The following is a 20,851-nucleotide window of genomic DNA, read 5'->3' as shown; positions in this document are numbered from 1 at the left end:
ACCCACCTTACGGGAGTGTTACGAGTGACCGGGGCGCGCGCGGATAGGGTAAAAATGGGGGTATGGAACCTGTGAACACCGATGTTTCAGCGGAATCCGACCGCCCTGCTGCCGCCGTCGACGGCGATACTGGCGCCGGTGAGGCCTCCGGCTCCGCGACGCTGGGCATGATCCAGCTGGCCGTGGAGGAGCTCTGGCCCGAGTCGCTGGCCGAGGACTGGGACGAGGTGGGCCTCGTGGCGGGCCATCCGGGCGCCGAGGTGCACCGGGTCATGTTCGCGGTCGATCCGACAATTGACGTGATCGAGGAAGCGATCGACTTCGGTGCCGAGCTGCTCATCACGCACCATCCGCTGCTGCTCAAGGGCGTGACGTCCGTGGCTGCGAATACGGCCAAGGGCAAGGCCGTGCACCGTCTCATCGAGTCCGGGACCGCGCTGCTGACCGTGCACACCAACGGTGACTCCGCCGTCGGGGGCGTTTCCGACGTCCTGGCGGACGCGCTGGGCCTGCAGAACGTGGCCCCGCTGACGCCGGCCGCGAACGGGCTCCCCGAGGAAGGCATCGGCCGCGTCGGCGACCTCGACGAGGTCCTGACGCTGGGTGATTTCGCGGCCCGCGTGTACGGCATCCTGCCCTCGGTGGCTGGCGGCGTGCGTGTCTCGGGGGACCGGGACGGGCTGATCCGGCGGGTGGCTGTCTGCGGCGGCGCCGGCGATTCCCTCTTCGGCGAGGTGCGGGCGAGCAACGCGGACGTCTACGTCACGGCGGACCTGCGGCACCACCCGGCATCGGAAGCCCGGGAGGCGGCGGTCAACGACCGGCCGTACCTGATCGACGTTTCCCACTTCGCCAGCGAATGGCTGTGGCTGCCTGCGGCCGCCGAAGCGCTGGGCAATGTGCTCAGCGACCAGGGCCATGATGTCGAGATCCGGGTGAGCAGCACCAACAGCGACCCGTGGGACTTCATTCTGACTCCGGGCTAAGCCTGGCGTGCGAGGGGCCCCGGGTGAGCGTAGCGAGGCCGGGGAGTACGCTAGGCGCTAGAGTCTAAGGAGCGCCGGGACGGTGCCCGGCTTCGGCCGGATTGGATTTAGCGGAGGTAAATAGTGGCCAAGGCAGCACCGGCGGAACAGTTGAAGTTGCTCGAATTGCAGGGACTCGATGCCAAGCTCAAGTCCTTGTCCAACCGCCGGCGAAGCCTTGAAAGCGATTCCCGCATCACGGACCTGGAAGCCGCCCTCAGCGTGGCCAACGGTGAGCTCGGTGCCGCGAAGGTGGCCGTCCACGATGCTGAACTGGAGCTCAAGCGCTCAGAGGCCGACGTCGAGCAGGTCGCCTCCCGGATCGAACGCGACGAGGCCAGGCTCAACAGCGGCACGGGGCTGTCCAAGGACCTCGTCGCCCTGCAGCGGGACCTTGTCTCCCTGAACAAGCGCCGCTCGGACCTCGAGGACGTGGAGCTCGAAGTCCTCGAACGGCTCGACTCGCTCCGCGCCCGCCAGGCGGCCCAGCAGCAGATTGTGGACGACATCCAAGGCTCCTTCGGCTCCATCCGTGCCGAGCTGGACGAGCAGCTGGCCGAGATTGCCGCCGAAGCCACGGTGGTGCGCGGGCAGCGTGCCGAGTTCGCCGCCGGACTCGACGCCGGAATGCTCGCCGTCTACGAGAAGACTTTGGCCAAGCGTGGCGTCGGCGCTGCCCGGCTCTTCCACGGCACCTCGGAAGGCTCCGGCATGCACCTGAGCCCGGGCGACCTGGCCGAGATCAAGGCCGCAGCCGAGGACGACATCGTGTTCTGCCCGGACTCCGGCTGCATCCTTGTGCGCTCGTCCGAGTGGGCCTAAGCACCCGCCTGCGCGTCAGCTCGGCAGGATGATGTTCAGGGTGTGAGGCTTCCGGGCCGTGCCCTCAACGAGTTCGGCAACCCACTTCTCCGCCGCCGCCTTCTGCAGCTGTGCGGGGGTTTGGGGCGCCTTGCCCCGGCGGCTGAGCAAATGCCGTGCCAGTTCGCCCCGGGTGTGCTTGGCAAAGTGGCTGACCACCTTGCGCACGCCGGCGGTCTCGGTGAAGACGTTCACGGCCACCGTCTGTTCCGGCGGCGGAGTCCACGCCGCGGCGTAGGTGCTGGACCGGCAATCCACTAACAACTCACCCGTAGTGGCCGCCGCCAGGGCGTCGTTCAGTTGCGGCTTCCAGAATGAGGCGAGCCGTCCGACGTCGGGCAGCGAAGTCCCCATCGACAGCCGGTAGGCGGGCACGCGGTCGGCGAAGCGGATGGCGCCCCACAGGGCGGAGACCACCAGCACCGATTCGTCGGCCTTCCTCCGCTGCGCCGGGGTCAGCGAGTTGTAGCCGAGGGCGTCAAAGAGCACCCCGGAATACACCTGGTGGGCCGGGGCGGCAGGTTCCGCGTGCAGCCGCGTATTGCGTTCGACGTCGGCGCTCAGGGAAGCGCCGACGCCCAGAAGCGCCAGCGCGTCCGCGTGGGCGCTGACGGTGCCGAGCGCCTCCAGGACCTTGGCGCGGGAGCTGTTGAGGGCGGGAAAGCTCAAGGCGCCCCAGTCGGCGGCGTCCCCGCGCGCAACGGGAGTCTTGCCCTCGGAGGGCGGCAACAGAATTAGCACCGTACGATCCTACCGGCGGCGGGTTCAGGCGAGGTTGACGCCCAAAAATGACACCACCTCGGGCAGGACGGACCGCCAGTAGCTGCTATCGTGGCCGCCGGGCCGGAAACCACCCTCGACGTAGCCCGGCAGTCCTGCACGGTACGCATGGACCGTGGCGGCAAGATCGTCCCCGGTGCCGCAGTCGATCCGTTTCGGCACCGCCGCGAGCCGGGACCGGAGCGCGAACACGTCATGTGCCGCGAAATCGGCCGGTCCGTCGAAGGCGGATCCCTCCCGGGGGTCGTAGTGGTCCCAGACCGCCGGACTCATGGCCGCGACGGCGCGGACTCCGGGCAGCCGGCCCTGCGAGGCCAGGAGGAGGGCGCCGAAGCCTCCCATGGAGATGCCGACGAGGCCGATCCTGCCAAGGTCGTAGCCCTGGCTGCCCAGGAGCGGAACAAACTCCTTCACCAGCATCGACTGGGTGTCGCTGCCGTCGGCGCGGCGGTGCCACCACGTGTTTCCGCCGTCCACCGCAGCCATCGCGAAGGGTGTGCCGCCGTCGTCGAGGTGCCGTTGGAGGGGCTCGTGGGCCGCCAGGTCCTCCAGCAGGACGGCGTGGCTGCCGCCCAGTCCGTGGAGAAACACTGCCACGGGCAATTCGGGCTGCGAGCCGCCGGGCGGCAATTCGGGTGCAGCCAGCGACCAACGGGTGGAGATTCCGGGGCGGAAAGCCGAGAGGAACGAACCTGAGCTCGTCCGGACTCTGAGCCGCGCCGGGGGAGCCGGCGGCGCTGTCAGGGTACCGGTTGGCATGCGCGCAGAGGTGTCGGGAGGCGGGATGCCGCCTGTGCAGGCGGTGAGCGCGGACACGCCCAAGCCGATCCCTGCCAGCTCAAGCAGCCGGCGCCGGGTCAGGGCAGACTCGTCCATTCCTCGATAGTAGGCCTGACGCGGACGCTATGCCGCTTTGATCGGTGGCGCCGGTGTCGTTGCCTCTGGCGTCGCCGTCGCCGGCATCGCTGTCTTGGCCACATGGTCCTCGCGTGCCAGGAAAGCGGCCAGTTCGGCGATGGTGCTCATCAGGGGCGCCGGGAAGACGACGGTTGAGTTCTTGTCCACCCCGATCTCGACAAGTGACTGAAGATTCCGCAACTGCAGGGCTACCGGGTGGGCCATCATCGTGTCAGATGCCGCGCCGAGCGCCACGGCGGCGATCGCCTCTCCTTCGGCCGAAATGATCTTCGCCCGCTTCTCCCGCTCGGCCTCCGCCTGCCGGGCCATCGCCCGCTTCATGCTCTCCGGGAGCTGGATGTCCTTGAGTTCGACGAGCGTCACTTCGACACCCCATTCCAGGGTCATCGCGTCCAGGATTATCCGAATGTCGCTGTTGATGCGCTCAGTCTCCGACAGCGTCTGGTCCAGGCTGTGGCGGCCGACCACTTTCCGCAGGGTGGTCTGGGCGATCTGGTTGATGGCCGCGGCCACGTCTTCGATCGCCACGACGGACTTCACGGAGTCGATCACCCGGTAGTACGCCACTGCCGAGATATCGACGCTGACGTTGTCCTGGGTGATGATGCCCTGTGACTGGATCGGCATTGTCACGATCCGCAGGCTCACCAGCTGAAGCCGGTCCACCACCGGGATGATGAACCGCAGGCCGGGCATCCGTACCGCGACCACCCGGCCCAGGCGGAACAGGACGCCCTGTTCGTACTGGCGCACAATCTTGATCGACATCTTGGCGAGAATAGCCACCAGGACGATGGCCAACAGCCAGATGATGATGGCGGTCCAGTTCACCGGGATCACTCTTCCTTGAGTAGCAGGAACCCTGCTTAAATTCTCCCACCGGCGGCCCCGAAAGGCCGCGGTGCGGCTGCGCCGGCCGGGAGAACGTAGACTGGACAGCGGATGGGTTGACCAGGCGGCCGCGCGTCACGCAAGTGGCTCGAGGAACGTCCGGGCTCCGCAGAGCAGGGTGGTGGGTAACGCCCACTCGGGGTAACCCGCAGGCCAGTGCCACAGAGAATAGACCGCCTCCATGCGGCGTGTGCTTGCACAGGCAGCAGGGCAGGTAAGGGTGAAACGGTGGTGTAAGAGACCACCAGCTTCCCGGGTGACCGGGAAGGCTAGGTAAACCCCACCCGGAGCAAGGCCAGACAGGGCACGTTTGAGGGCTGCTCGCCCGAGTGTCCGGGTAGGCCGCTGGAGGGCGTCGGCAACGGCGTCCGTAGATGGATGGCCGCTACTCCCGCGCCGGCAACAGCGCGGGAACACAGAACCCGGCGTATCGGTCAACCCATCCATTCACTCCGGTTACCGCGAAGAGGCCGATGTGGCGGGCCGGGTTCCAGGCCCTAATATTGTCGTAATGACAGTCGTGCTGGGGCGCTGACGAAGTTCCTGGGGCTTGGCTGGTGGAAGCCCCGCCGTTCACGCTTGGCGGGGAGCACGGTCCGGCCGTGCATCAGGCAGGCTGGCCGCCAGCAGGATCATTGGACACATCGAACAAATGGGGGGAAACCTTGACATCGGGCTTTGAGCTGCGTCGCGAAATTGATCGTATTAATCGTGCAGGAACCATCGCAGCGCGACAAAAAGAGACAAAAGAGCAGGCGCGGAAGCTCTTTGCCGAAGCGTTGGAGAAGGACGTCTATGCGTGCCAAGACGATTGGGACCTTCTGGCAGAATCGCCACGGGCCTTCCGGGCGCGCGTGCAGCTAAGGAACCTCCTTCGCCTCCGCATGGCTCCAATGGCCCGGGACGCCAAAGTGTTCAATGCAGAGTATGTGGTGCCTGAGGATTGGACGCCGAAGATCTTTGTCTATTGGGGGCAGGGTTTCGAGAATGCTCCTGAGATCGTGAGGTTCTGCCACGCGGAGCTCCACCGCCTGCATAACGCCGATGACATCGTGGTCCTAACAGACGAAAATTTGTCGGACTGGGTTGAGCTGCCGCCCGGCCTGCGGGAAATGCTGGGAGACAACCGAACCGCGTTCTCGGACGTTCTGAGGTTTGAGCTCCTCGCCAAGCACGGCGGCATCTGGATCGATGCCACGTGCTTGCCCACCGTGCGTCTCCAGGATCACTTCGACGAACTGGTAGGCGAGGCAGGGTTTTTCGCGTTCGAAACCAAGGAAAAAACCATTTCCAGCTGGTTCCTGGCCAGTCGTCCCGGACACTATCTGACTCATCTCGTCAGGGATTCACTGCGTCTGTATTGGCGTGTCTTTGACAGGCCGGTGACCTACTTCTATCTCCATTTCATCTTCCAACTAGTGCATATGCTGGATAGGCGTTCGGACCGGATTTGGTCGAAGGTACCCCGGCCGGCGTACGATCCACGCACCTTTGGCCGGGTGCTCAAGCGCCGCGCGGAAGACGTCGACGCCGAAAAGATCGTCAGTGCCAGCATTGTGCACAAGCTCTCCTACAAACCGGACCCTGCAGACGTAGGCCCGGGTACTGTATTCCATGAGCTGGTCCATGGATCATTCTTGAGCACGAGTCAAAACACCGCCTCGTAGCCAAAGCGCGCATTTGGCCCCCGGAAGCACCTGCAATGTGAGGATGGGGGCCATCCGGTGCCAGTGCCGGTTCCGCCGCGTGCCGCCTCCTTGCGGCTTTGCACGCCAGCCCGGATGCTTGACATCATGCCCGCTTAACTAACACACTTCAATCAACGCTTCAAGGAGCGGTAGTTTCGGCGATGGTTGAGGAGTCATGGTGCCGGACGATGCTGAGTACGACTATGTGATCGCCGGGGGTGGTACCGGCGGCAGCGTTCTGGCTGGCAGATTGAGTGAAGACCCCTCAGTCCGTGTGCTTTTGCTGGAGGCGGGCAGATCCGACCGCCATCCTTTCATCCATATGCCCGCGGGCTTCCCGAGATTGAAGGGAGGACCGTACCAGTGGGCGTATAGCAGTGTTCCGCAAAAGCACAGCAACGGCCGCAGCATCCCGCTCCCTCAAGGCCGCGGGCTTGGCGGCGGCGGGTCCATCAACTCCCAGGTCTTCACCCGCGGCGTGGCTGGGGACTACGACGGGTGGGCCGGGGACTACGGATGTGAGGGCTGGTCCGCCGCCGAGGTGTCCAAGTATTTTATTCGCTCGGAGTCAAACACCAGGCTCTCAGGACCCCACCATGGAACCACAGGGCCCCTCGGCGTCTCGGATCTCCGGCGTCCGCACACGCTCTCGGCGGCATTCGTGCAGGCGGGCCAGGAGTTCGGGCTGCCCTACAACAACGATTTTAACGGGGCGAAGCAGCTCGGCGTTGGCTTCTATCAGACCACCACCAGGAATGGCCGCCGGTGCAGCGCAGCCGTCGCCTATCTGAAACCCGCGCGCAGGCGGCCCAATCTCACTGTCCGCGTCAATGTGACCGTCTCCAAGGTGGTCATCAAGAATGGCCGCGCCGTCGGCATCCAGGCGATTGAAGGCGGAGTCGCGCGAACCTACGGTGCCCGGCGCGAGGTGCTGATCGCCGGCGGCGCGTTTGGCTCGCCCAAGTTGCTGCAGCTTTCAGGCATCGGCGACCCGGCAGACCTTGCTCCCGCCGGCATCGACATGCTCCACGCCCTGCCCGGGGTCGGGAAGAACCTGCAGGACCACCTTGACCTGGACATCATCTACGAACTCACCGATGACCACAGCCTGGACCGGTTCAATCGGGTGCGGCCGGCGACAGTCCTGGCGGGCCTCGAGTATCTGGTTTTCCGCTCGGGACCGTTCGCGTCCAACCTCGTCGAGGCCGGTGGCTTCAGCTACGCCAACACAGATGAGAAGACCCCGGACCTGCAGTTCCACTTCCTGCCCGCGGCGAGGTCGGAGCCGGGCATTGCGTCGCTGCGGCCCGGATTCGGGGCGACGCTGAACTCGTACTTCCTGCGCCCCCGCAGCCGGGGGGCAGTCCGCGTCGCGTCCTCGGATCCCACAATGACACCGCTCATCGATCCGAATTTCCTGGCGGATGACTACGATCTGGAGATGACGATCGCCGGCGTGCAGCAGAGCCGGCAGATCATGGAACAGTCATCGATGGCGGCGTTCATCCAGAAGGAGCACATCGGCGACGGCTCCCGGGTGGCAACCCGCGACGAGTACGTGAATTTCGTGCGCTCCTACGGACGGACCTCGTACCACCCGGTCGGCACGTGCGCCATGGGTACCACCGACGATTCCGTTGTCTCCCCGCGGCTGAAGGTCCACGGGCTGGAGGGACTGCGGGTCGTTGACTCCTCGATCATGCCGCGGCTGGTCAGTGCCAACACGCAGGCACCCACCATCATGATCGCGGAAAAGGCCGTCGACATGATCCTTGAGGACGCAGCGGGGCTGGCGCCCGGCGCGGATGGTTTTGCCGACTTCGACGTGGCCCCGGACAGTGTGTGAGTCAATTCACGCGCAACAGGCACCCCACCCTGCCTGGCCGCCCGTAGAATTGATGGTGAACGTAGAAGTTCTGCCGCCGGGTCTGCGTTCGCAGCCGGCGGTTTTTCTTTGCGCTCGATGAGGCGCCCGGGGTGGACCGAATCCCCGCCGGTGCCCGGTACCGGACACCCTCCGGCGGCCGACTTCCCCCTACGAGGACGTAGGGGGTGGATTCTAGGAAGGTAGTTCTGTGAGCCAGACGTCAGATTCTTGTCTTGATACGTGGATGGGCCGTGAGGCACTCGCCGAGGCGATGATCCCCGTGATCGGCCGGCTGTACCGCGAGAACAACGTGGTGACCTCCATCCACGGACGCAGCCTGATCAACAAGTCCACCATGAATATCCTCAAGGCCCACCGCTTCGCCCGCAGGATGAGCAAGGAAGAACTGCGCCTCGAGGAGACGGCCCCGCTGCTGGAGGCCCTGACCAAGCTGGACCTCGGCGCCGCGGCGATCGACATTGCCCGCCTCACCGAGAAATACCGCGCCGAGGGCGACGGCGCCAGCCTGGATGAGTTCCTCCGCGCCGAACTCGCCGAGGTTGTCGGCAAGCGCGGCGGCGACGACCGCACCAGCACCGACGTCGTCCTCTACGGCTTCGGCCGCATCGGCCGGCTCCTGGCCCGGCTCCTGATCGAAAAGGCAGGCGGCGGCCACGGCCTGCGCCTGCGTGCCATCGTGGTCCGCCGCGGTTCAGACAACGACCTTGCCAAGCGCGCGAGCCTGCTGCGCCGCGACTCCGTCCATGGCTCATTCGAAGGCACCATCAAGGTTGACCTCGAAAATGACACCATCACGGCCAACGGCGTCCAGATCCAGGTCATCTACTCGGACAACCCCTCCACGGTGGACTACACCGCCTACGGCATCCACGACGCTCTCGTCGTGGACAACACGGGCCGCTGGCGCGACGCCGAGGGCCTGTCCCAGCACCTGGTGAGCAAGGGTGTTGCCCGCGTTCTCCTCACCGCACCGGGCAAGGGCGAGTTGAAGAACATCGTGCACGGCATCAACCACGGCACCATCGACGGCTCGGACACGATCGTCTCGGCGGCGTCCTGCACCACGAACGCCATCACCCCTGTGCTCAAGGCGATCAACGACCGCTACGGCGTGGTGCATGGCCACGTGGAGACGGTCCACTCCTTCACGAACGATCAGAACCTGATCGACAACTTCCACAAGGGCGACCGCCGTGGACGCTCTGCCGCGCTGAACATGGTGATCACCGAGACTGGTGCAGCCAAGGCCGTGGCCAAGGCCCTGCCGGAACTGCTCGGCAAGCTCACGGGCAGCTCCATCCGCGTCCCCACCCCGGACGTCTCGCTGGCCATCCTGAACCTGAACCTGGAGAACGGCACCACGAAGGACGAGGTCAACGACTACCTGCGGGAAATGTCGCTGCACTCCGAGCTGCGCAAGCAGATCGACTACATCGATTCGCCCGAGGTTGTCTCCACGGACTTCGTCGGCTCACGCCGGGCAGGCATCGTCGACGGCCTGGCCACCATCTCCAACGACAAGAACCTCGTGCTGTACGTCTGGTACGACAACGAGTTCGGCTACAGCTGCCAGGTGGTCCGCGTCATGGAGGAAATGGCCGGGGTCAACCCGCCGTCCTTCCCCGCCAAGGACGCTGCGTCCATCCTCGAGGCCGCAGGGCTGCCCGTCGAGGTCTAAGCAGGGCGAACGTCCCTGACCGGGACATGTTCCCTCTTTCCCGGCCGATGCACTGGAATCGGCCGGGAAAGGGAACCACAATGGAGCCATGGAACCGAACCCGGCTGTTGAACACGAGACCACCCTGGAACACGCGCTGGACGTCGCGCGGAGCAACGCGAAAGAAGCGAAGCGGCTGCTGGACGACGCCCTCGTCAAACGCCAGTCCGGTGAAGTCAACGACGACCGGGTGACCCAGCTCCAGGGCCTGCTGGATCTGGCCAACGAAGATCTGAAACGGGTCACACGGGAGCAATAGGCCCCCGCGTTCCGCCACCGGTCCCCAACACTGTGGACAACCGCCCGAGTGGGGTGGCGTCCGCATAGGCTCAGGGCGTGCAGCCAAAACGCCGCGAGCGGCCGCCCACATGACCGTAACCTGGATGGATTTCCGCCGCGCCCGCCGCCACTCCCGCCAGGCCTGGATTCTCCTTGCCGCGGCCGGCCTGGCCGTCCTGGGCGGCTTGGTCTGGTTCTTCACGGCCGGCCAGTTTGCCGCCGCGGAACCGCAAATAGCCGGCCCCAGCGAGGCCCCCGTCATTGCCCGAGGGTGGATGAACGCGGTGGACGCCGTCCGGGCCGTGCCGCAGGGAAGCGCTGCCGGCGTGCTCGAGACCCTTGCGGTCAAGGGTCGGTCGGCGAAGAACAACTATGACCGGGGCGCGTTCGGCCAGGCGTGGCTCGACGTCGACCGCAACGGCTGCGATACGCGCAACGACATCCTCCGCCGCGACCTGGCGGCCGCCGAATTCGTCAGTGGCTCCCGCTGCCAGGTGGCCGGCGGCACGTTCCAGGAACCGTACATCGGCCGCATGACCGCGTTCCGGCGCGGCGCCGAAACCAGTGCTGCGGTGCAGATCGACCACGTCGTGGCGCTGGGAGACGCGTGGCAAAAAGGCGCCCAGCAGCTCACCGCGCAGCAGCGCGAACACCTGGCCAACGATCCCCTCAACCTGATCGCCGTCGACGGTCCCGCCAACCAGGACAAGAGTGCCTCCGACGCCGCCACCTGGCTGCCGCCAAACAAGGCTTTCCGCTGCCACTACGTCGCCCGCCAAATTTCGGTCAAGGCGGCCTACCGGCTGTGGGTCACGGCGGCAGAGAAGGAGGCGATGAAACGGATCCTGGCCTCGTGCCCAGGGCAACAGACGATCGTGCCGCGCTGACGCGCCCTTCGCAGTTTCCGGGCTGGAGGACCCTTGCAGCCGTTCTGCTGCCCGGCGACAATGGGCGCGGTGGGACAAACCGCGCGCCCCAAATGCTGGAACGGAAGCCATGGCACATCGCACGCACAATTCAGGCAAGGGGCACGCCGGCCACAAGAAGGGCTCCGCACGGCGGCCGGCCCGGCTCGACGCCGGACTCTACAAGGCCGAACTTCTGCGGCTCCAGGCAGAACTGGTTGCCCTCCAGGAGTGGGTCCGGAGCACCGGGGCGCGGGTCCTCATCATCTTCGAGGGGCGGGATGCAGCCGGTAAGGGGAGTGCAATCAAGCGGGTCACCGAGTACCTGAATCCGCGGTTTGCCCGGATAGTCGCGTTGCCGGCGCCGACGGAGCGCGAACGCGGTGAATGGTATTTCCAGCGCTATGTGGCGCATCTGCCCGCCGCCGGGGAAATCGTCCTGATGGACCGCTCCTGGTACAACCGCGCCGGCGTCGAACACGTGATGGGCTTTTGCACCCCGGCGGAGCACAAACGCTTCATGGCCCAGTGCCCGGTTTTTGAACGGCTCCTCATCCAGGACGGCATCCTGGTCTTCAAGTACTGGTTCTCGATCAGCCATGGGGAACAGGAGCGGCGGTTCAAATCCCGGCTGGATGATCCCATGCGGCAATGGAAGCTCTCGCCGATGGACCGGGAGGCAATCCTGCGCTGGGAAGACTACTCGCGGGCCAAGGACGACATGTTCGTGCAGACAGATACCGCGGATTCACCCTGGTACGTGGTGGAAGCCGAAGACAAACGCCGGGCACGGATCAACCTCATCGCCCACCTGCTCTCCAGCATCGACTACACCGAAGTACGGACCGAGCCGGTGACCCTGCCGGAGCGGCCGAAGGCCGTCAACTACACGCGCCCGCCGCGGGAACTGTTCCGCTATGTCCCGGACTTCGCGGCGAGATTCGAAAAGCCGGCCGCGGACTGAGCAGGATCGATGGGCTCAGTAGACTGCCGCATGGACATTGTGAAATACGTGACACCGTTCCTTGGCACCTGGCAGGGACAAAACCGCTTGCGGCTCATGCCCACGGACGACTACAAGGCTTCGGCGGCCACCGCCACGGTGACGGTGACCGCCGCACACTTCGCGAGTGTCGCCTACACCTGGTCAGAGGGTGAGAGCCAGCAGGAAGGCCTCCTGATCCTGGCCGGCGGCGCGTCCGGCGCGGATCCCGCCACCGCGGTGTGGCTGGACTCCTGGCACACGGGCAAGGCGCTGATGCAGTTTTCCGGGAGCGTGGGCGGCGACGGTGTCCTCCGGCTCAACGGCTCCTATGCGGCGCCGACCGGCCCGGACTGGGGCTGGCAGATCCACCTGCACCCGGCGGACGGTCCGGGCGGACGCATCACCATGCACAACCTGGTCCCGGGCGAGGACCCGTATCAGGTGGTGGAGCTGGTACTCGACCGGTAGGGTACCGGCATGGACATCATCCTCGTACCCGGATTCTGGTTGGACGCCTCGTCGTGGGCTGACGTCACCCCGCCGCTGACCGCGGCCGGGCACAAGGTCCACCCGTTGACACTGCCGGGCCTGGAGTCAGCCGATGCGCCGCGCGCCGGGATCGGCCTGCGCACCCACATCGACGCCGTCGTGGCGAAGATCGATTCCTTCGACGCGCCGGTGGTCCTGGTGGGCCACTCCGGCGGCGGGGCCATCATCCATGGCGCCGTCGATGCCCGCCCGGACCGGGTGGCCCGGGCTGTCTACGTGGACAGCGGACCGCTGGGGGAGGGCGGGGTCATCAATGACGACTTGCCGGCCGACGGCGACGAGGTGCCGCTGCCGCCGTGGGAGCTCTTCGAGGACGAGGACCTCACCGACCTGACCGACGAGCTGCGCGCCGGGTTCCGTGCCCGTGCCATCCCGCAGCCCCGAGGCGTGGCCCAGGACCGGCAGCAGCTCTCGGATGAACGCCGCTTTGAGGTTCCGGTCACCATCATCGCCTGCGAATTCCCGTCCTCGATGCTGACGGAAATGGTTGCCGGCGGCCACCCGTTCGTGGCGGAGCTCGGACGGATCCGCCAGGTCGACTATGTGGACCTGCCTACAGGACACTGGCCGCAGTTCACCAGGCCGGCCGAGCTCGGCGCCGCCATCCTGGCCGCCGTCGACCGGACCTAAAGGAACTGGCCGGCCGGGTCACTGCTGACCTGGGGAAATCCCGCCGAAATTCCCCACCTTTGGGACCCGCCGCCGGCGCGTCCTGCCAAACCGCCGGCGATTTCCTGCGCATCGGTGTCAAACGTGGGGAAAATCCGCGTGCAGCAGCGCCTAACTGCCGCCGTCAGTGGCCGAACGGGTCCGGGTCCACTCCCGGCATCCAGGTCAGGCCGGGAACGCCCCAGCCGCTGCGCTTGGCCTGCTTCAGGGCCCGGCGGGCATAGCGGTCAATGAGCCGGTTGACGTAGAGCTTGCCGTCGAGGTGGTCGTATTCGTGCTGGATGACCCGGGCGAACCAGCCGGTCGCCTCGAATTCCACCGGCTTCCCGTCACCGTCGAAGCCCTGGACCCTCGCCCATTCGGCCCGCTTGAGCGGATACTGGCCGCCGGGGAAGGACAGGCAGCCTTCCTCTTCCTCGTCGGGGTCCGGCAGGGCGCCGGAGATCTTGGAAAGGGTCAGGACGGGGTTGACCACGACGCCGGTGGGCGCGGCGCCGTCGTCGTTGTCGTACTTGTACACGAAGAGCCGCTTGCCGACCCCCACCTGGGGGGCCGCCAGCCCGACGCCGTTGGCGGCGTCGTTGGTCTCGAACATGTCGGCGATCAGGCTGCGGAGTTCGTCGTCGAAGACTTCGACTTCCGCGGCCCGGCGGTGCAGCACGGGCTCGCCCCAGATCGTGATGGGCAGGACGGTCATATCAGGAAAGTTCCTCGGGTGCAGGTGGAGTCGCGGCGTCTCAGCCGGCGATGGTGCGGCCGACGACGTCGCGCATGATTTCGTTGGTGCCGCCGAAGATCGTCAGCAGCCGGGCGGCGAGGTAGGCCTGGGCCACCGGGTATTCCATGATGTAGCCGTACCCGCCGTGCAGCTGCAGGCAGCGGTCCGTGACGGACTTGGCGCGCTCGGAAGCCCACAGTTTGGCACGGGCAGCGCCTGCGGCGTCGAGCTCTCCGGCGTTGAACGCCAGGATGGCCTGGTCCACGTACGCTTCGGTGACCTCGACCTCCGTGAGGATGTCGGCGAGTTCGAAGCGGCTGTTCTGGAAATCGATGATTCGTTCGCCGAACGCGTTGCGGTCCTTCGTGTAGCGGACCGTCGCCTCGTAAGTGGCGCGCACGACGGCGGAGCTTGCCACGGCGATCGCCAGCCGGCCCTGGGGGAGCTGTTCGGCCGCGTACTGCAGGCCCTTGCCTTCCTCGCCGACGAGGTCCGCGTGCGGGACGCGGACGTTGTCGAAGAACAGCTCGGCCGTGTCGGAGGCCTTGAGGCCCATCTTGTCCAGCTGCTTGCCGGTGTTGTAGCCCTCACCCTTCTGGACCATGAAAAGCGAGAACGAGTCGCGGTTTCCGCGTCCGGTGCCGCCGTCAGTGCGGGCCAGGACGAGGGAGGCATCGCCGGATATGCCGTTGCCGATAAACGTTTTCTGGCCAGTGATCAGCCAGTCGTCGCCGTCGCGGACTGCTTTGGTGCGGATGCCGCGCAGGTCGGAGCCGGCCCCCGGTTCGGTCCAGGCGACCGAGGTGATCTTTTCGCCCGAGACCATGCCCGGGAGCCAGCGGGCCTTGAGGTCATCGGAGCCGTAGGCCAGCAGGTGGGGGAGGACCATGTCATCGTGCAGGTGGAACGCCAGGCCGACCGCGAGGTGGTTGCTCTTGGCGAATTCTTCGTCCAGCACTGTCCGGAAGCGGTAGTCGGACATCCCCATGCCGCCGAACTCTTCCGGCACGGCCAGGCCCAGCAGGCCCTGCTCGCCGGCAGCGGACCACAGTTCCCGGGGCATCATGTGGTCCTCGTCCCACTGGGTGTAGTGGGGAGCGACCGCGCGCGCGTTGAACTCGGCGGCCATCTCACGGAACATCTCGTGGTCTTCTTCAAACAGCTTGCGCTTCACTGCGATTCCTTCCAATACAGACAACAAAGGCCGCACCGGATAACCGGTGCGGCCTTTGGAAAAGGTCGGACAATCACTGCCGTCCTTCATGAGGGTGAGCGACGGGGGTTGAACCCGCGACCTCCTGGACCACAACCAGGCGCTCTGCCAACTGAGCTACGCCCACCATGTGCCATATCAGGCCCTCCGGCGAACCGGCTGGCTGGAAAGGCAACGACAAATAGCTTACCTGCTGTTTGGGGGTGGTTTTGCCACTTTTGCGATTTTCGCCGAAATTTCCGCGAAACGTGGCGCAGATTACTTTTCCGCGCCACGTCCCCGGCGACGTTTCATCGGCTCCGCTGCGCGGAGGGGAGGTGTGCGGCCGCTACTCCGCCGGGGTGGGCTCGGCTGCCTCGCCGCCCATGACGCGCTTGGCGATCCGCTGCGCCGTGGCACTGTCCGGGCCCGGCGCGGGAACAAACACGGCCTCGCGGTAATACCGGAGTTCGTCGATGGAGTCCTTGATGTCGCCGAGCGCCCGGTGGCCGCCCAGCTTGGCCGGGGACTGGAAGTAGGCCCGGGCAAACCAGCGGCGGGAGAGTTCCTTGATGGTGCTCACATCGATGACCCGGTAGTGCAGGTGCTCCACCACGTCGGGCATGTCGCGGACAAGGAACACGCGGTCGGTGCCCACCGAGTTGCCGCCGAGCGGGGCCTTCCGGGGATCCGGCACCCATTTCTTGATGTAGGCGAGCACGGCTGCCTGCGCTTCGGCCATCGTCTTGCCGTGCGGAAGCTCCGCCAGCAGGCCGGACCGTGTGTGCATGTCGCGGACAAAGTCGTTCATCTGGGCCAGCGCGGCGTCGTCGGGCTTGATCACGACGTCGACGCCGTCCCCCAGGATGTTGAGCTCCGAATCGGTCACCAGGGCGGCCACCTCGATAAGGGCGTCATTCTTGGTGTCCAGGCCGGTCATTTCGCAGTCGATCCAGACGATGCGTTCGTTAGTAATAGGCACCCGCCCAGCCTACCGTTCCGACGCCACAGAGCCGTCCGGTGCTAGGATTTCGAATACGCGGCCGCCGAATTATTTCGGCACTTATTTCTTCGACGCGGCGCCCCGGGCCGGACACTGCGGCCGGCTGTGGGCGGAATTGTGGCCCACAACAGATTGGACGATCCTGACATGACGGCGCCTGTGCCTGCGGCGGGGGAAACGGCTGCCGGTACGTCCCGCCCGTCCACGTCCCGCCCCTCCGCGTCCGGCCGGACCGCGCTCACCTCGGCTGCGGCCTCCCCTGAGGGGGAAGGGGGCGTCGGCGACGTCGACAACCCGCGGTCCCCGATCCTTGCCGGGTTCCTGGGCTCGCTGTTCATGACGATCGGTTCGATCGGCGTCGGCTGGCTTGCCCCCGCGTCCGAACTCCGCCGCGTCCCGCTGTTCATCTTTATGCGCACCGAGGCCCTGGGCGTCGCCCTCTGCATTGTCCTGCTGGCCTTCGGCGGCATGCTGCTGGTCCGCGCCTGGCTGCGGCTCGGCCAGCGCGTCCGGGTCTGGGGGGCCGGCGCCCGCAAGGCCACGCTCCAGGCGACGGCGGCGTGGGGGCTGCCGCTGATGTTCTCTGTGCCGCTGTTCAGCCGCGACGTCTACGCGTACATCGGTCAGGGCCGGCTCATGGTGGAGGGCTTCAACCCCTACGAAAACGGCATTTCGGCGCTGTCCAACTACTTCCAGCTGGGCGCCGACAGAATGTGGACCGAAGCTCCCGTCCCCTACGGGCAGCTGTTCCTGTGGATCGAACAGTTCGTGGTCTGGGCCACCAACGTGCACCCTGAAGGCAGCATCATGCTGTTCCGGATCGCGGCCCTGGTGGGCGTGGTCCTCTGCGTGATCTACGTGCCGAAACTGGCCGAACTGCACGGAGTGAACCCGAACCGGGCCCTGTGGCTGACGGCGGCCAACCCGCTGTTCCTCACCAACTTCATCGCCAGCGTCCACAACGATGCCCTCATGATCGGCCTGGCCCTGGCCGGCCTTTATTACTGCGCCACGCGCCGGGTCATCCTCGGAATCGTGCTGGTCACGCTCTCCATCTCGGTCAAGCCCATCACGGTGGTCTTCCTGCCGTTCATCGGCCTGCTCTGGGCGGGCAAGGGCGCCAGCTGGCCGCGCAAGTTCGTCTTCTGGGCCCTCACGGCCGGCATCAGCGTGGCCCTGCTGTATCTCATGAGCCGGGTCAATGGCTTCGGCTTCGGCTGGATCAACGGGCTGTCGGCCCCGGGCAGCATCTGGATCTGGTACGCGCCTGTTGGCCTGGTGGGCCTGATCGTGGCCTCCATCTCCAACGCCTTCGGGCTCGACGGCTGGGGACTGGCCAAGTGGGCGTTCGACGCCGGCAAGCTGCTCGCCGTCGGCATCGTCGCCTGGCAGATCTTCCGCGGCGACTACGACCGGCTGATGCGCCGGCTCACCCTGGCGTTCGCCGCCGTCGTGCTGCTGTCCCCGATGATCCAGTCCTGGTACATCGTCTGGCTCATCCCGCTCTTCGCCGTCACGGGCATCCGCGACGACTGGCAGGTCAAGGCGCTCTACTTCATCGTGTCCTTCTTCATGGTGTACGCGATCTCGGACCAGCTCGATGTCTTCCCGTACCTGCAGACCGCGGATCTGGGCCTGGCCCTGGCCCTGGCCCGCAACGCCGCGGCGATCATTGCGTTGCTGTTCGCGCTGTACCTGATCTTCCTTGACCCGAAGACCAAGCTGCTGTTTACCAAGTCGGACGAGCCGGTCACCACGCGGCCGATCATCTAGGGCTGGTTCTGGCTAGGCCGCCAGGTTCCTGAGCGCTTCCCTGCGTGAGAGCGGACTGAGCTGGTCCGCGTGCCGCCGCACGAACGCTTTCACCCAGGCCGGATCCGTCCTGGCGTACTGGCGCAGCGCCCACCCGATCGCCTTGCGGATGAAGAACTCCCGGTCCTCGAGGTTGGCCTCGATCACAGCGGCCAGAAGCTCCGTGTCAGTGGCGTCCTTCGCCCCCAGCTGTGCGGTGATCGCGGCCCTCCGGACCCAGAAGTCCTCGTCCCGGCTCCAGCGTTCGAGCACCGGCGTCAGTTCTGCCCGGTGGGCCTGCAACAGGGCGCCCAGCCGGTGGGCCACCCCGTCCACCAGGTCCCACCAGGCTCCGGTGCGGATGATTTCCTCATAGAGGGCCAGCATGCCCAGTTCCCCGGCTGCGGGCTTGAGCCCCGTGAGCTCGATCGCGGCGTAGCGTTCCTCACGGTGGCCGGCGTTGCGCCACAGCACAAGAACCGCGGACTGCAGTTCCGCCAGGCTGCCCGGCGGGTGGTCCGCGGCCGCGGCCCTGACAATGCTGCGAACCTCGGGAACCCGCACGCCCAGGGATGGCATCTGCGATTTCATATAGGCCTCTGCCCCCGCGGCGCGGCCAGCATGGGCAGCAGCCTGGAGGCTGCCGCGGATCGCGTCAATGAGTTCCGTGGTGGTCATGAGGCCACTGTAGACACGACGCGGCGGGCTTTAGAGTTGAAGCCAGCAAGCCGCGGCTCCGCGTCGGAAGGGAAAGCCATGTCCATGATCAAGAGTCCCGAAGAGATCGCACTGATGCGCGAGGCCGGCCGGGTGGTCGCCACCACCCTCGCCCGGATCCGCGAGGCGGCCGCCGTCGGCGTTTCGCTCAAGGAACTGGACGATGTCGCCGCAGCATCAATCGCCGACGCGGGAGCCACTCCGGCGTTCCTGAACTACCGGCCGCGGTGGGCGTCAGTGCCGTTCCCGGGGGTCATCTGCGCGTCCGTCAACGACGCCGTCGTACACGGCATCCCCAACGAGTACCGGCTCCAGGACGGGGACCTCCTAAGCGTGGATTGCGGCGCCTTCCTGGCCGGGTGGTGCGGCGATGCGGCCGTCAGTTTCATCGTGGGGACCGTGGACCCGGTGGACCAGGCCCTCATAGACGCCACGGACGCCGCCCTGGCGAGGGGGATCGATGCGGCAAGGATCGGGAACAAGATGGGGGATCTCGCCTACGCGATCGGCGGGGCGGCTCGCCGGGCAGGCTACGGGCTGCTCGCCGACCACGGCGGCCACGGGATCGGCCGGACCATGCACGCCGAGCCGCACGTGCCCAACGACGGGCGTCCCGGTCGCGGCATCAAACTGACCGAGGGTCTGGTCATAGCCATCGAGCCAATGCTGATTCTCGGCCGCAAGGACGACTACTACCATGACGACGACGAATGGACCCTCCGCTCAGCGAACGGCCGCCGCGCCGCGCACAGCGAACACACCGTGGCCATCACCGCCGAAGGGCCGGTGATCCTGACGCTGCCCTAGCGCCCGCGGTCCCCGCCGGGCCGGGGCACCGTGAGGCGGACGACGGCGCATCCCGGCACTGGGCCGCTGACCACTGCGCCGCTGACCACTGTGCCGCTGACCACCGTGAAGCCGGCCGCCAAAAAGAGTCCCAGGGTGCCGTGGTAGAGGTCCGCCGGGCCGGCCTTGGGCCGTTGCGCGGGGTCGACCGGATAACCCTCCACCACCGTTGCGCCGTGCGCTGAGGCGTGTTCGACGGCGGCGGCAAGCAACGCCCCCGCCACGCCGGTCCGTCGGCGGCCGGGGGAGACGACAAAGCAACTGACGGACCACACGCGGTCCACGCCGGGATCCCGGGCGGCGTCGGGGGCCGACGCCAGCACCTTCGAGCGCAGGATCCTTGGGTAGCACCCGCGGGGCTCGACGGCGCACCAGCCCACCGCATTCCCGTCGCGGAAGGCCAGGACCCCGGGCGCCGGCTGGCCGCCGTCGAACTTGTCCCGCACCTGGTTCTTCCGCTCCTCCGGGGTGGACGCGGACCACTGCGGGCCGGTCAAGGCAAAGAACCGGCACCAGCATCGTGAGGGTTCGCCGCGCACGCCAAAGAGACGCTCGACGTCGGGCCAGTCCGCCGCGGCGGTGGTGATGGCTGCCTGGGCCCGGGGTTCTGCGTCGCGCATGGAACGAGGGTAGCGCCTGGCGGCTTCAGCGTCAGCGCGTGCGCGTGCCCGGGCTGGCTTGGCGGCGGACGCGGTGCGCGGCGAGCCGGAGCTGGATGATGCGGGCGGCTCCGGCGATGGCGACCAGAACGCCGCCGCCGACGGCCGCGATGAACAAGGCGATGCCGAGCGGGACCGAGCCTTCGAGGCCAAAGAACTTCACCTGCACGTATTCCTGGTTCTGCAGGATGAAAGCGATCAGCAGGATCAGCACCACGAGCGCGCAGGCAACCGCGGCCCAGACCATGCCCGCACGGGTGACCTGGCGCGTGTCCGGAGCGGGCGCCGGCGCGGGAGCCTGAGCCGTGGGTTCCTCGGGCTGGGTGGTTTCGGCGCGCCCCGCCGTCGTGGCGGCCACATCGGTGCTGAGGCCTTGCTCGGCGGACGCGGGCCCGGGTTTGGCGTCAGCGGACCCCGCGTAGGGGGAGGTGGGGGCGTCGTCTGGATTGGTGGGGTCGAATCTGCGGGGTGTCTCGGTCATGGCGGCCGTACCTTTCGATTGCGGGCAGGGCGCACAGACTATCCCTGCCGGCCTGCCAGTCCATTCAATACTAAGCGTGCTGAGGGCTGGCGGGGCTCAGGGCGGACGGTGTGCACGGTTCGGGCGATCCCCGCATGCCAGCAACCGTGCTTTGGCTCTCCCTGGCGGCCGCCGTCGGCGTCGTTCTTCCAGGCAATCTTTCCGGGGTCCTTCCCGGAAACCGGCGGCGCCCGCGGGGCGGTGCGGGCGGTTGGCACCGGCCCGGGGACGGTATAACGTCACAGCAAAG

At 66.7% G+C, this 20,851-nt stretch carries 21 protein-coding genes, 1 tRNA gene and 1 other RNA gene; 13 read left to right on the top strand and 10 right to left on the bottom strand.

The window, feature by feature from the left end; genetic code table 11:
- The first annotated feature begins 62 nt into the window (after positions 1 to 62).
- Both AC1DRO_RS11005 and AC1DRO_RS11000 read left to right on the top strand, forming a co-directional pair.
- On the top strand, positions 63 to 986 hold the full coding sequence (locus AC1DRO_RS11005; protein WP_476950823.1) for a Nif3-like dinuclear metal center hexameric protein: 924 nt from the start codon (positions 63 to 65) through the stop codon (positions 984 to 986).
- 123 nt (positions 987 to 1,109) lie between these two features.
- Positions 1,110 to 1,847, top strand: coding sequence for a zinc ribbon domain-containing protein (locus AC1DRO_RS11000; RefSeq protein WP_243177190.1), 738 nt, complete (start codon positions 1,110 to 1,112; stop codon positions 1,845 to 1,847).
- A 15-nt stretch (positions 1,848 to 1,862) separates the two neighbouring features.
- Here AC1DRO_RS11000 and AC1DRO_RS10995 read toward each other — a convergent pair whose 3' ends face one another.
- Genes AC1DRO_RS10995 through AC1DRO_RS10985 form a run of 3 tightly spaced genes read right to left on the bottom strand, consistent with a single transcriptional unit; the run spans position 1,863 to position 4,415 of the window.
- Positions 1,863 to 2,627: a YaaA family protein gene (locus tag AC1DRO_RS10995; RefSeq protein WP_476950822.1), complete on the bottom strand. Its 765-nt coding sequence runs from the start codon at positions 2,625 to 2,627 to the stop codon at positions 1,863 to 1,865.
- A 24-nt stretch (positions 2,628 to 2,651) separates the two neighbouring features.
- Positions 2,652 to 3,542, bottom strand: coding sequence for an alpha/beta hydrolase (locus AC1DRO_RS10990; protein WP_476950821.1), 891 nt, complete (start codon positions 3,540 to 3,542; stop codon positions 2,652 to 2,654).
- 27 nt (positions 3,543 to 3,569) lie between these two features.
- The gene (locus AC1DRO_RS10985; RefSeq protein ID WP_476950820.1) at positions 3,570 to 4,415 is read right to left on the bottom strand and encodes a slipin family protein; all 846 of its coding nucleotides are present in this window, start codon (positions 4,413 to 4,415) and stop codon (positions 3,570 to 3,572) included.
- 112 nt (positions 4,416 to 4,527) lie between these two features.
- Here AC1DRO_RS10985 and rnpB point away from each other — a divergent pair.
- From rnpB to AC1DRO_RS10940, 9 genes are all read left to right on the top strand, one after another.
- An RNA gene (rnpB, locus tag AC1DRO_RS10980) (RNase P RNA component class A) lies at positions 4,528 to 4,921 on the top strand.
- A gap of 189 nt (positions 4,922 to 5,110) precedes the next feature.
- Positions 5,111 to 6,142, top strand: coding sequence for a capsular polysaccharide synthesis protein (locus AC1DRO_RS10975; RefSeq protein WP_476950819.1), 1,032 nt, complete (start codon positions 5,111 to 5,113; stop codon positions 6,140 to 6,142).
- Positions 6,143 to 6,338: 196 nt separating this feature from the next.
- Positions 6,339 to 8,009: a GMC family oxidoreductase gene (locus AC1DRO_RS10970; RefSeq protein WP_476950818.1), complete on the top strand. Its 1,671-nt coding sequence runs from the start codon at positions 6,339 to 6,341 to the stop codon at positions 8,007 to 8,009.
- A gap of 229 nt (positions 8,010 to 8,238) precedes the next feature.
- Positions 8,239 to 9,729: a glyceraldehyde-3-phosphate dehydrogenase gene (locus AC1DRO_RS10965; RefSeq protein WP_476950817.1), complete on the top strand. Its 1,491-nt coding sequence runs from the start codon at positions 8,239 to 8,241 to the stop codon at positions 9,727 to 9,729.
- Between the two features lie 88 nt (positions 9,730 to 9,817).
- Positions 9,818 to 10,027 carry a hypothetical protein gene (locus AC1DRO_RS10960; protein WP_018773403.1) on the top strand — a complete coding sequence of 70 codons (210 nt, stop codon included), beginning with the start codon at positions 9,818 to 9,820 and terminating at the stop codon, positions 10,025 to 10,027.
- 109 nt (positions 10,028 to 10,136) lie between these two features.
- Complete coding sequence (locus tag AC1DRO_RS10955) at positions 10,137 to 10,934, top strand: HNH endonuclease family protein (protein ID WP_476950816.1); 798 nt, start codon at positions 10,137 to 10,139, stop codon at positions 10,932 to 10,934.
- A gap of 109 nt (positions 10,935 to 11,043) precedes the next feature.
- Positions 11,044 to 11,916, top strand: a complete 873-nt coding sequence (ppk2, locus tag AC1DRO_RS10950; protein WP_243177198.1) for a polyphosphate kinase 2 — start codon at positions 11,044 to 11,046, stop codon at positions 11,914 to 11,916.
- 30 nt (positions 11,917 to 11,946) lie between these two features.
- Positions 11,947 to 12,405: a DUF1579 family protein gene (locus tag AC1DRO_RS10945; RefSeq protein WP_476950815.1), complete on the top strand. Its 459-nt coding sequence runs from the start codon at positions 11,947 to 11,949 to the stop codon at positions 12,403 to 12,405.
- Positions 12,406 to 12,414: 9 nt separating this feature from the next.
- Positions 12,415 to 13,116, top strand: a complete 702-nt coding sequence (locus tag AC1DRO_RS10940; protein ID WP_476950814.1) for an alpha/beta fold hydrolase — start codon at positions 12,415 to 12,417, stop codon at positions 13,114 to 13,116.
- A gap of 163 nt (positions 13,117 to 13,279) precedes the next feature.
- Here the strand turns inward: AC1DRO_RS10940 and def are convergent, their stop codons facing one another.
- The 4 genes from def to orn all read right to left on the bottom strand — a co-directional run bounded on the left by def (position 13,280) and on the right by orn (position 16,047).
- Complete coding sequence (gene def / locus AC1DRO_RS10935) at positions 13,280 to 13,852, bottom strand: peptide deformylase (protein ID WP_476950813.1); 573 nt, start codon at positions 13,850 to 13,852, stop codon at positions 13,280 to 13,282.
- A gap of 40 nt (positions 13,853 to 13,892) precedes the next feature.
- A complete protein-coding gene (locus AC1DRO_RS10930) occupies positions 13,893 to 15,047 on the bottom strand; it encodes an acyl-CoA dehydrogenase family protein (protein WP_028277827.1) in 1,155 nt (384 codons plus the stop codon).
- A gap of 93 nt (positions 15,048 to 15,140) precedes the next feature.
- A tRNA-His gene (locus AC1DRO_RS10925) sits at positions 15,141 to 15,213 on the bottom strand.
- A gap of 201 nt (positions 15,214 to 15,414) precedes the next feature.
- Positions 15,415 to 16,047, bottom strand: a complete 633-nt coding sequence (gene orn, locus AC1DRO_RS10920) for an oligoribonuclease (RefSeq protein ID WP_308197202.1) — start codon at positions 16,045 to 16,047, stop codon at positions 15,415 to 15,417.
- A 168-nt stretch (positions 16,048 to 16,215) separates the two neighbouring features.
- Here orn and mptB point away from each other — a divergent pair, with 168 nt between their 5' ends.
- Positions 16,216 to 17,841, top strand: a complete 1,626-nt coding sequence (gene mptB / locus AC1DRO_RS10915; RefSeq protein WP_476950812.1) for a polyprenol phosphomannose-dependent alpha 1,6 mannosyltransferase MptB — start codon at positions 16,216 to 16,218, stop codon at positions 17,839 to 17,841.
- Between the two features lie 12 nt (positions 17,842 to 17,853).
- Here the strand turns inward: mptB and AC1DRO_RS10910 are convergent, their stop codons facing one another.
- A complete protein-coding gene (locus AC1DRO_RS10910; RefSeq protein WP_476950811.1) occupies positions 17,854 to 18,537 on the bottom strand; it encodes a DNA alkylation repair protein in 684 nt (227 codons plus the stop codon).
- A gap of 78 nt (positions 18,538 to 18,615) precedes the next feature.
- Between AC1DRO_RS10910 and map the strand changes: the two genes are divergently transcribed.
- Complete coding sequence (gene map, locus AC1DRO_RS10905; protein ID WP_476950810.1) at positions 18,616 to 19,383, top strand: type I methionyl aminopeptidase; 768 nt, start codon at positions 18,616 to 18,618, stop codon at positions 19,381 to 19,383.
- On the opposite strand, the gene AC1DRO_RS10900 is transcribed toward map, so the two are convergent.
- Together AC1DRO_RS10900 and AC1DRO_RS10895 are read right to left on the bottom strand one after the other, a co-directional pair.
- Positions 19,380 to 20,042 carry a GNAT family N-acetyltransferase gene (locus tag AC1DRO_RS10900; RefSeq protein WP_476950809.1) on the bottom strand — a complete coding sequence of 221 codons (663 nt, stop codon included), beginning with the start codon at positions 20,040 to 20,042 and terminating at the stop codon, positions 19,380 to 19,382. The two genes, map and AC1DRO_RS10900, sit on opposite strands and share 4 nt — an antisense overlap.
- Positions 20,043 to 20,073: 31 nt before the next feature.
- Entirely contained in the window at positions 20,074 to 20,562 is a 489-nt protein-coding gene (locus AC1DRO_RS10895; protein ID WP_476950808.1) for a LapA family protein, read from the bottom strand.
- Positions 20,563 to 20,851 lie beyond the last annotated feature (289 nt).

Source organism: Arthrobacter sp. P4_F11, assembly GCF_056401395.1.
The sequence above is the reverse complement of the archived record's forward strand: the minus strand, read 5'-3'. Positions and strand labels throughout refer to the sequence as shown.

Coding starts and splice junctions, on each gene's coding strand:
- AC1DRO_RS11005 (WP_476950823.1), top strand. CDS start 63: ATGGAACCTGTGAACACCGATGTTTCAGCGGAATCCGACCGCCCTGCT.
- AC1DRO_RS10990 (WP_476950821.1), bottom strand. CDS start 3,542: ATGGACGAGTCTGCCCTGACCCGGCGCCGGCTGCTTGAGCTGGCAGGG.
- AC1DRO_RS10970 (WP_476950818.1), top strand. CDS start 6,339: ATGGTGCCGGACGATGCTGAGTACGACTATGTGATCGCCGGGGGTGGT.
- AC1DRO_RS10960 (WP_018773403.1), top strand. CDS start 9,818: ATGGAACCGAACCCGGCTGTTGAACACGAGACCACCCTGGAACACGCG.
- AC1DRO_RS10955 (WP_476950816.1), top strand. CDS start 10,137: ATGACCGTAACCTGGATGGATTTCCGCCGCGCCCGCCGCCACTCCCGC.
- ppk2 (WP_243177198.1), top strand. CDS start 11,044: ATGGCACATCGCACGCACAATTCAGGCAAGGGGCACGCCGGCCACAAG.
- AC1DRO_RS10945 (WP_476950815.1), top strand. CDS start 11,947: ATGGACATTGTGAAATACGTGACACCGTTCCTTGGCACCTGGCAGGGA.
- AC1DRO_RS10940 (WP_476950814.1), top strand. CDS start 12,415: ATGGACATCATCCTCGTACCCGGATTCTGGTTGGACGCCTCGTCGTGG.
- def (WP_476950813.1), bottom strand. CDS start 13,852: ATGACCGTCCTGCCCATCACGATCTGGGGCGAGCCCGTGCTGCACCGC.
- mptB (WP_476950812.1), top strand. CDS start 16,216: ATGACGGCGCCTGTGCCTGCGGCGGGGGAAACGGCTGCCGGTACGTCC.
- AC1DRO_RS10910 (WP_476950811.1), bottom strand. CDS start 18,537: ATGACCACCACGGAACTCATTGACGCGATCCGCGGCAGCCTCCAGGCT.
- map (WP_476950810.1), top strand. CDS start 18,616: ATGTCCATGATCAAGAGTCCCGAAGAGATCGCACTGATGCGCGAGGCC.
- AC1DRO_RS10900 (WP_476950809.1), bottom strand. CDS start 20,042: ATGCGCGACGCAGAACCCCGGGCCCAGGCAGCCATCACCACCGCCGCG.
- AC1DRO_RS10895 (WP_476950808.1), bottom strand. CDS start 20,562: ATGACCGAGACACCCCGCAGATTCGACCCCACCAATCCAGACGACGCC.